General features: G+C 37.0%; 8 protein-coding genes. 1 reads left to right on the forward strand and 7 read right to left on the reverse strand.

What is annotated here, in order from left to right:
* Positions 1–59: 59 nt before the first annotated feature.
* From J2T13_RS23020 to J2T13_RS23035, 4 genes are read right to left on the reverse strand one after another with little or no spacing between them, the layout of a single operon-like run.
* Positions 60–1,058, reverse strand: a complete 999-nt coding sequence (locus J2T13_RS23020) for an ABC transporter substrate-binding protein (protein ID WP_429374732.1) — start codon at positions 1,056–1,058, stop codon at positions 60–62.
* Positions 1,046–1,402: a helix-turn-helix domain-containing protein gene (locus J2T13_RS23025; RefSeq protein WP_429374742.1), complete on the reverse strand. Its 357-nt coding sequence runs from the start codon at positions 1,400–1,402 to the stop codon at positions 1,046–1,048. The genes J2T13_RS23020 and J2T13_RS23025 overlap by 13 nt, the downstream gene beginning before the upstream one ends.
* 35 nt (positions 1,403–1,437) lie before the next feature.
* Complete coding sequence (locus J2T13_RS23030) at positions 1,438–1,728, reverse strand: S-layer homology domain-containing protein (protein ID WP_429374734.1); 291 nt, start codon at positions 1,726–1,728, stop codon at positions 1,438–1,440.
* Positions 1,622–2,068 (reverse strand): S-layer homology domain-containing protein, encoded by a 447-nt coding sequence (locus J2T13_RS23035; protein ID WP_429374735.1) that lies wholly within the window; start codon positions 2,066–2,068, stop codon positions 1,622–1,624. Before J2T13_RS23035 ends, J2T13_RS23030 begins: the two co-directional genes overlap by 107 nt.
* A 55-nt stretch (positions 2,069–2,123) precedes the next feature.
* On the opposite strand from J2T13_RS23035, the gene J2T13_RS23040 reads away from it, so the two are divergent.
* Positions 2,124–2,678, forward strand: a complete 555-nt coding sequence (locus J2T13_RS23040; RefSeq protein WP_429374737.1) for a hypothetical protein — start codon at positions 2,124–2,126, stop codon at positions 2,676–2,678.
* 281 nt (positions 2,679–2,959) lie between these two features.
* On the opposite strand, the gene J2T13_RS23045 is transcribed toward J2T13_RS23040, so the two are convergent.
* From J2T13_RS23045 to J2T13_RS23055, 3 genes are all read right to left on the reverse strand, one after another.
* Entirely contained in the window at positions 2,960–4,951 is a 1,992-nt protein-coding gene (locus J2T13_RS23045; protein ID WP_429374738.1) for an ice-binding family protein, read from the reverse strand.
* 1,208 nt (positions 4,952–6,159) lie between these two features.
* The gene (locus J2T13_RS23050) at positions 6,160–8,478 is read right to left on the reverse strand and encodes a hypothetical protein (RefSeq protein WP_429374739.1); all 2,319 of its coding nucleotides are present in this window, start codon (positions 8,476–8,478) and stop codon (positions 6,160–6,162) included.
* Positions 8,468–9,133, reverse strand: coding sequence for an ABC transporter ATP-binding protein (locus J2T13_RS23055; protein WP_429374740.1), 666 nt, complete (start codon positions 9,131–9,133; stop codon positions 8,468–8,470). The genes J2T13_RS23050 and J2T13_RS23055 overlap by 11 nt, the downstream gene beginning before the upstream one ends.
* Positions 9,134–9,550 lie beyond the last annotated feature (417 nt).

The following is a 9,550-nucleotide window of genomic DNA, read 5'->3' on the forward strand; positions in this document are numbered from 1 at the left end:
CACGTTACGAATCAATAACCGATTGATTCGCAACGTGCACCTTCAATGAAATGGAGGTATTATTCCTTCGCACCATCTAACAATATGCGTTCAAAAAAGTCGAGTTGTCCATTTAGTGAAATTGGATCGCTGAAATAAAACGAGGGTTCATCCATATAGTAAACATGTTTATTCTTAACGACAGGTAACGTTGCGTATATCGTATCGTCCAAAATCGTCTTTCTCGCCTCTGTCGGTCCAGCGATAAAAACATAATCTCCTAGATAATCAGGCAATACTTCCTCTGAAAGCTGAACATATCTCTCATCGGTTTTACTCAACTGATCTTCTAATATTTTTGGGTATTTCAACCCGAGTGACGTATACAGCACTTCCGTTCCACGACCGAAATTGGGACCATAAATATACAATTCTTTTGTGTAATCGCCAATAACACTCACGGTTTGAGAAGAATCGAATTCTTCTTCAAATCTCTGCTTTGTGTTGGAAAGGAGTTTCTCCCAATCTTCTACTAGCTTTTTCGCTTCGTCAGCCTTACCTACAATCTCTCCGATGTCGATAAGGGTTTCAAGACGATTGGTTCGCTTCGTTAAATCGAAAACAATGGTAGGCGCAATTTCTTTCAACTTCTCAATATTCGGGTTAGTCGAATCCGTAATAATGAGCTCCGGATTGAGCGCCAAAGTTTCCTCAACGCTTTCTTGAGTCAGCAATTCAGCATCCTTTAATTGATCCCCTATAAGCCTGCTTTCTTTCGCATTCTCAAAAACGCCAATCGGCGTAATCCCCAAACTCAATAAGTGACCCGGATAATGCCACGTCGCAACCACGATTCGCTCCGGATTGGCGGGAACTTCAACCTTGCTTCCCAAATCGTCTACAAATATTCTTGTCTCGGAAACGTTGTTGATTGGAGTCGTTGCAACCACTTGATTTACCCCGCTCTGCTCCGTCGCTCCCGTATTCGTCGTTGCTGCCCCTCCTGAACAAGCGCTAAGCAGTAAAGCAAAGCATAGGCATAGAGTCGCTAGCATTGAGGGCTTTGTTATATTAAGCATCGATAAGTCCCTTCTTTTTTATTATGATAATGAGATTCATTATCATAATAATGCCAAAAGGATTCCACGTCATTAGCGTAATTGCTCCTCATCATAGGATAATCTGCTTCCTTCTGTTTGTTCTGATACTGAATTTTGAACTGATTGGGGGTGATGCCACTATATTTTTTGAAGAGACGAACGAAATAGAATACATCTTCATACCCTACCCTGGCCGCAATCTCTTGCAGCGTTGCATCTATCGTTAGCAGCATGATCTGCGCTTTTTGGATCCTTATTTGGATCACATAGTCGATCAGGCTCTTTCCCGTCTTTTGCTTAAACTGCTTACCCAGTTTATCCAGTACCTACCGTATTCAATCCTTAGAAACGACTACTTCTACTCTATATCTAACGAACCACCAAGACTGACATTTAACAAGCGCATGATCATGAGTAACGACTCAGATCTAGTCGCCTTCGCATTAGGTTTGAATGAAGCATCAGTTCCGCCTTTTAGGATACCGCTATTAGATAATCCTTTAATGGCTTCCTCTGCCCAACTGCCCGAAATATCATTGATATTATTGGGATTTGTAGGTGCTGTCTTGTTTAATAATTTTGAGAGTAATGCTGCTATTTCCTCTTGAGATGCTTTGATTAGGCTTAAATGAACCATCTCCATAACCATTTATTATACCGATTGATCTTAATGTTGCATTTGCATCTGCAGCCCAATGACCCTTGGTGTCATTAAAGTTGGTGCTAGAACTAGTTTCTAGACCAAGTGCTTTTACCAACATAGTCGCAAACTCTGCTCTTGTTACCTCAGCATTAGCATGGAATGAACCACCATCACGATAAATCTTATACCCAGCTAGATCAGATTCTGTATTCGCATCCCAAGTTATCATAGCTACTAGATCTCCTGACACTGCCACTACGTTCGTAGGTACAGCAGGCGCTAATGTGTTAAGTGGCGTTGCTAAAACGGCTTCACTTTTTTTCGATTGTAAATTTGATGTGTTCATAGCCACTACCTCAAAGCTGTAGGCTGTTGCATTTGTAAGAGCTGTCGCTAGATAAGTGGAGCCTATTACAGTTGATACATTTGTACGAATTTTCCTTAAAGGAACCCGTTTTCTCGCTTTGCATGATCCAGATATGGGTTACATCTATTTAAAACCACAGGAGGTTGAACAGACGGTTCCTGTTTCAGAAAACGAACTCTTCAAGCATATGAATCCTAAGCAAATCATCATCCCCTATATTACAGATATAAACGTTGCTTCTTATCTGGATAAAATGACAGTCTCCCCGAACGTTTTCAAAGCTGATTTCGAGATAGGTTACGATATAGAATATGGCAACGATATGGATGAACAAGGATATATTATAGGGATCGAGTTAACGCTTGATCATGAAAAGTTTATTACTCTTATCAAAAATCAGGCGTTTAGGATCATCCAAACAGAGTGGCGGAATAAGGAGTTTCATTTGATCACATTCGATCATTTAGACGATGTATTTAAACCGGAGAATACTATTTATAGATTGACAGACGAGGAAGATGCTTTTGTTATTGTTCAGCTTGTAGAACCTGAGAAACTTGGCTTTCATTACTCAGATGAAAAAGATTAGAAACGAACAATCGCTTTATTCAAAGCGCTGATTCCAGCTAGAGACGATATATATCCATTGGAATATTTGCTCAAACCCGAGTTTATTTTGATAGAGAACATGTAACGTCAGATTAACTATATTGAACTGTCCACCAGCAAAATATCAGCATAAAAAAGGACTTCCTTGTGAGAAGTTCTTTTATTAGTTGTCTACTCTTTGATCAAAAGAAAACAGCCCCCCTAAAGCCATTACTCAAGAAGAGGCTGTTAATCAGCTTACATATCAATCGATATTACTTTCTATGGAGCTACAACTGTACTTTTATCCAAAGTGACTGCAGTTTGTGCCAACAATCGGCCATTTATTGATGCGTTAGTCTTCAGAGTGATATTTGACTTGCCTAATATGATTCCCTCAAAATGTGCATCCGTTCCAATAGAAACAGTTTCCGCTACTTGCCAGAAGATGTTCTTGGCTTGTGCTCCACCCGTAAGGATAATCTTGGTGTTGTTGGCTTGAGTAATTCCTTTAGCTATTTGGAAAATCCAAACATCGTTTGCTCCACCGTTGAGCGTTACATCCGAATTTATTAAAACACCGGTTCCCCACTTGTAAACACCAGCTGTAAGTGTTTTACCACTTATGTTCCCATCGTACAGTTCGGTATAATTGACAGCTCTTCCAGCAGCATCGGTGTAAGCTGTTTTCATGTTATTTATCGCTGTACTAAGATTACTTTGAGTGGAAGAAGCATAGTCTGAAGCGTATGCCTTTCCATTAATTTGATTTGAAACTGAAAATACACCTGTGGCATCCAGCGTCAGAGAAAACCCAGTAATGGCTGTTGCCGCAATTGGACTCACTCCTATATCTCCAGTAACAGTAGAATTGGGCTCGGAAGAAATCCCTGCTTCTGCCAAAATCACATAATTGCCTGCTGCACCAAGGTTAACTGGAGAGGACACAACTAATGGTGTTGCACCTACAATATTAGAATAGGTACTATTGGCAATTGTGTTCGCTGCAGATATTTTGAAGTAATACGGTACGCCATTTGTTAGCGCAGTTACAACATAAGTTGCTGAAGTTACTGTTTCCGGTTTGCTAATTAAATCAAAGTTTGAATTGTCGAGTGATTGATAAACATTATAATAAGTAGCTCCTGTAACTGAGGACCATGATAAATTGATTTGTGAATTTCCAGCATTCGCAACAAGATTAGTTGGTGCTGCAAGAACTGATAGTACCGGTGTATTACCGCCGGAATTGTTGCTGCCATTACCATTAGAGCTACCATTGCTGGAGCTACCATTACCGATAGAGTTACCATTGCTGGAACTTCCACTACTGTCGACAGAAGCGCTGGTAATCATATTACCTGTCTCTTTACCCAAATAACTGAGTTTGTACACAGCCCCAGGTGCTTGCTCATTCGTTGTCAGTACAACTACGTTAGTACTGCCTGGTTTCAATTCAGCTTTGGTCACTATCAAACCATGATCAAAGGTGAAATCAACTGCATTCACCGTAGCGACATCTGAACTGAAAGTTACTTCTATGGAATTATTGTTAACTATTGTAACCATACTCACTTTTAAGTTGCTGTTAACAAGCTCATTTGCCTTTTTAACAAAGGTATCTTTGTTGTTATTGAATTCGTAAGCCAACCGAGCTACTGCTTGTCTCTCCGAATTTTCCTTAGGACTAAATTTCACAGTAGCGTCAGGATTGCCAATGCCCTGTATGAGACCAATTTTAAAAGCCAGGGATACTTGAGCTTGAGCCCAACTCGATACCGTGCTCAGATCAGATAAATTGGCATCAATAGCGACTTTACCCGCTATGTCCTCGAGACCCAGAGCACGAATAAAGAATACGGCTAGTTCTTCTCTCGTCACTTTAGAATCAGGAGCAAACGTTGTAGCCGAAGTTCCTTGTGTGATCTTGGATTCGACCAAAGCACCGGCAAAACCTCTGTACCAGCTGTTTTTGTCTACATCTGTAAAAGCTATTGCTTGGTCTGAATTCTCTTTCAACCCAAGCGACAATACAATAATTTTGGCTAGTTCGGCACGGGTAATCGTATTATTCGGCTGGAAGCTACCATCCTCGTAACCGCTAATAATACCCTTATCGACCAAGCTATTAATTTCTATTTGTGCGTAGGAATCAGTGATGTCCTTCAATTGTACTGGTGTTGCTGCGGCTCCAAAAGCTGAATTAAATGAAAGTAATACCATGCTCGTAATTAAAAAAGACGATACCAGCTTTTTGAATGATTTGTGTTTCATATTTCTCCTCTTTCTTTCTAAAAAACTATTATTATAAAAATCCGTACTAAGCTCAGCCATTACCACTTCTACTAATATTAACCAGATTAATTAATTTTGAAACTTTTATATTTTCGATCACATCCATACTGGAAATCTCGTTCCAGTCAACCGACCCTAATTGTCAGTAAGAACCTCCCGACTAGGTTGATTACAAGATGGAACACCATAAAAAAGTTGTCTAGTTTAGTATTGACAATCCACCACTTTTCAAGGTAAATAAATAACGCGTTGCGAGAGAATAGGTATCTTCTCTACCAACGCGTTATTTAGTTCATCGTCAAATTGTTCAAATCAAGGTCCAACATATCGTTGAAGTGATTAACTAAGCCGAGTTAAAGAGTTTACCCCCGAGTCAGATAGTGCCAAGACTTTCAGTTAAGGGCATCAATCTCGGTTCAGAATGTCTTGACAACTAGCGCACTGAATAAAATGCTAGTCCGATACTTGAAAGGATAAGCAAAAGTATAGTGATAAAGACCGCAGATGCTATATACATATTCTTTTTAGATTTACTGGTAGTTATTGTTCCATGTTTTTTTCCGATAAGAGAATATAGAATGAACCCCAATATGGGGGTTGTGGCAATCATTAATAATACCCAAATCCAAGGATTTATCCCTCGATACACACAATCGTTATAGAGCCATAGAGAAGATAGCGTTATCGTCAATAAAGCAAATACAACAACTAATACAACTAATGGAATCATAACGTTCTCCCTCCTTACTTTTCACCAAAAAAATAATTAAGCAGGTTCAAGTTTACTCCCCTTGCTCCTGCTTAAAAGCACTAACATACTGTTTTTTCATACTTCTAACTGGTTAACTACTTTGAACGAATATCACAACTATTGTTACCAAGAAAACCTAACCAGTTAGAAATATTTTGTTTAGATTAGAAACAGAAGCAGAAGCACAGTGAGAAACAAATGGAGAAGCAGAAACAGCCATACTCTTCTCTCGTTTCTAAATTTTCTACGGATTCATCAGTCCAAAGGAATTCTGTAGCATTTAAAGATTGCATTACCTTCCACTCCTTTCAATTTAAATTAACGGAAACAATGGATACATTTGCGTAAATGATTTCACATACAACATTCATATTTATTTTAGTCACTATAAAAAAAGTAACAATAGTTGTCGCATTTGTCGTATGAATAATTAATCTCATTCTCTAATCACTTCTAAATCATCATATTTTCCACTGTAAAGGGATATATTTCCTATGAGGACAAAGAAAATAGAAATTAATATGATAAATATATACATACTTCCATCAATAACTACATTCCCTTTAGACAAGGCTGAAACAGCAACGGATATGACTACAGTAAATAGAACCAACGACATCGCAAGAGAACATATTATGCTAATTATGCCTTTGATCACATATTGCTTCACAAGAATTTTCTTACCTATGCCCAATGACCGGATGTTTGCATACTCTTTTCTATTGAGATCATTCATTAAACTAAGTAAATTAACGTTAAATATGACTGCTGCCACGATGAAAAGGAAACAGATATATTTAAAACTAGTTAAGAATGAATCCATCTTAGATAACAGGTAATCTCCTACTACATTCATGTTAGCAATATAGCTATCCTTCACTTCATTAAGGAATCCATCATCTATTGCTCTTACTAAATAAATTGTATCGTTATATTGATTTTCAGAAGCTTTCAATATCCAATTATTATTGATACCAGCAGAATCGTATGTTCCCTTTACTCTATACTTTACAGTTTTCTCTTCGGTAGAAACTTCCAGGGTATCTCCAATATCGATTTTATAGGCGTCTGCATATGCTTTTGAAATAAGGACCTCTCTTGGATTCCCTTCAAAGACATCTTGCCCCTCGGTAATTTTAAACTTTGATGTATAATTCTTTTGGTCAATTTCATTGATACGAACTTGTTTGTTTGAGACATTATCATTGTCTATCTTTGCATCCATATAGTGCATTATCGAAAATGTCTTTATATCACTGGAGTTGACCAACACCTTATTTAGAGCCTCTTTATCACCTGTCTTAATTAAATAGTTATAGGGCAAGGATTGTTCATATCCTACATCAACAGATTCCTTTAAGGTATTTGCTAACCCAAAGCCTATTAATATAAACCAAAGCATCATAGTTAAATTTAAAATACCTACTACAAAAATGAGCTTATTTTTTTTGATTTCTTTAAATGTATATAAGGTACTACGATGATACTTCCATACAGGAAGTCTTGTAATCAGTTCAACGAGTAGTAATACCCCAATGAAAATGGCACTAAGTGTGATTAATAAAATAAAATTACTCGCCATGGAAGTACCACTACCTAATAAAAATGCATATATAGAAAAAACGATAGGTAGAGAAATAATTATCCCAAAATTTCTTAGCTTATTCCTTTTAGGAAGACCATTATCTCCTTTGACAATAAGAATAGGATCTAAATTAACCATGTATTTTAGAGCAACATTTCTATATAAAAGGAATACAAAAATGTTGAAAACAACAAATTTAAGAATATTCATCATATAGCCGGCTGTGTAAGTAACACTAATACCTTCCGTAGCTAAAATCATTTTCGCGAGTGGAATACTGAAAATAACTGACAGTATTAATGGGGTAAAAATCAAAATGTTTATCTCTAATTTCATTGCCTTAATAATGTCCTTCATCTTGATAGGAATCAGCATTAGAGTAGCAATATCTTTTTGGCTTCTCACAATCAACATTGTAATTCCACTAATTAACACAGCGATTGCTAATAAATAGCCTACTGTACTAATCAAATTCAAAGCCATAATCTGTTTATCTAAGTCTGAGAATAATTCGTTTCTTCTATCTTCAATGGTTTTGTATTTATAACCAGACTCCACGGATTGCAGTTCTTTTTTCAATATCTCTCCTGATTTACCAGAAATAAATACTAATCCAGCGTCAGAATTATAAGAGGATTCTAAATTTTTAGTTTTTATATAACCTGAAACCTGGGCATCCTCTACAACATCAATTGGAAGATATTCTATTCTCGTGATCTTTAAATCTTTGTCTTGTTCCTTAATTCCTATAAGACGGATTGTATCCCCTACATTTAAACGCTGCTTGTTCGCCAATCCTTCAGAGATTACAATCTCATCGTCGGATAAATTTTCGTATCCTGATAAAAGATAGAGCATCATTTTATTATTTTCATTTTCAAGATAGACAGGTGCTGAATGAACAAAGGAGGTTTGAATACCTTCCTGTTTATAGGAGCTAGTAGCTTTATCAAAGCTTTTGGAAGGAAAAGATTGCGTAACTACAAGATCAGCAGGATTAGATTCTTCCATAGCTCTATTAATGTAGTCCTGCTTACTCATTCGTATTTGAGGCAATATAAGTGAAACGGTCATTGTAATTACAATTGAAAGGACTATAAAAAACATTGACCATTTATTTTGGTTTAGGTTTTTAAGATTATAGAGTTTAAATAATTCTCTATATTTCATTTAATAACCCCTCATTCATTAAATATTGACGTTTACCCAGAGCTCCAATGGAATGATCATGAGTAACGATCACTAAAGCGCTGTTATAGGAAGTATTCATCTCTAAAAGGAAGTCCATTATGCTCTTACCAGTGGCAGCGTCTAAAGCTCCTGTCGGTTCATCACATAGAATCATCTTAGGATTATTAATTAAGGCCCTCGCAATGGCGACTCTTTGCATTTCTCCACCAGAAAGTGTCGGTGTCTTATGACTATGTTTGCTTGTTAAACCCACTCTTTCTAGCATTTCCATTGCACGACGCTTTTTCTTTGCATACGATAAATTTTCATGAATAGCAATGATCAAATTTTCTAATGGTGACAAACATGGGATCAGATTTGAATTTTGAAATACAAGACCAATGTAATCTTGTCTGATCTTTTCAATCTCTTTTCTATTCTTGGTATCAGTAGGTCTACCCTCAACTATTATTTGACCCTCTGTAACCTCTGTTAACAATGAAATACAATTTAAAAAACTCGTTTTTCCACTTCCCGATTTCCCCATTATAGTGATGAAGTCACCTTGCTCAATGGTCAAATCAATTCCCTTTAGAACGTGCTGCACATTTTTATCAGTGCTAAAATCTTTTTTAACATTCACACACTCAATCATTATGCCTTCAAACCTCCTATTTCACTTTTTCATTTATATTGAGAATTCACAAATCCCAATACTTTCGCCCATCTTATTTATCACATTGATTACTTATATTGAAATCATAAACCTATATTTCTTATTTTTTTTTTGCTCGTTGTAATCCGCACATTACTCGTTGTATTCTGTAAAAAAAGGGTTATAGACCAATTACACCCACCCAGGTGTTTCTGCTTAATGGAGCGAGCTCCCTTTTTGAATCCCCTTTGATGAAACTCACCCTATATACATGAATAATACCCGCAGGATAGGCACTTTTTTCCAAGTGTCCTGTCTACGGGCGGTAGTTGTCAAGACAGTTGTCGCGATTCCATAGAATTTATGTAGTCATTTGAATTGTTCTTCATCAGCATCTATGACTCCATCTTTTTCGGG

The sequence above is a fragment of the Paenibacillus sp. DS2015 genome, assembly GCF_050433705.1.
Classification (GTDB): domain Bacteria; phylum Bacillota; class Bacilli; order Paenibacillales; family Paenibacillaceae; genus Paenibacillus_AQ.

Excerpts from the sequence above, each read along its gene's own strand:
- J2T13_RS23020 (WP_429374732.1), bottom strand. The coding sequence starts at position 1,058 with ATGCTTAATATAACAAAGCCCTCAATGCTAGCGACTCTATGCCTATGC.
- J2T13_RS23030 (WP_429374734.1), bottom strand. The coding sequence starts at position 1,728 with ATGGTTATGGAGATGGTTCATTTAAGCCTAATCAAAGCATCTCAAGAG.
- J2T13_RS23035 (WP_429374735.1), bottom strand. The coding sequence starts at position 2,068 with ATGAACACATCAAATTTACAATCGAAAAAAAGTGAAGCCGTTTTAGCA.
- J2T13_RS23045 (WP_429374738.1), bottom strand. The coding sequence starts at position 4,951 with ATGAAACACAAATCATTCAAAAAGCTGGTATCGTCTTTTTTAATTACG.
- J2T13_RS23050 (WP_429374739.1), bottom strand. The coding sequence starts at position 8,478 with ATGAAATATAGAGAATTATTTAAACTCTATAATCTTAAAAACCTAAAC.
- J2T13_RS23055 (WP_429374740.1), bottom strand. The coding sequence starts at position 9,133 with ATGATTGAGTGTGTGAATGTTAAAAAAGATTTTAGCACTGATAAAAAT.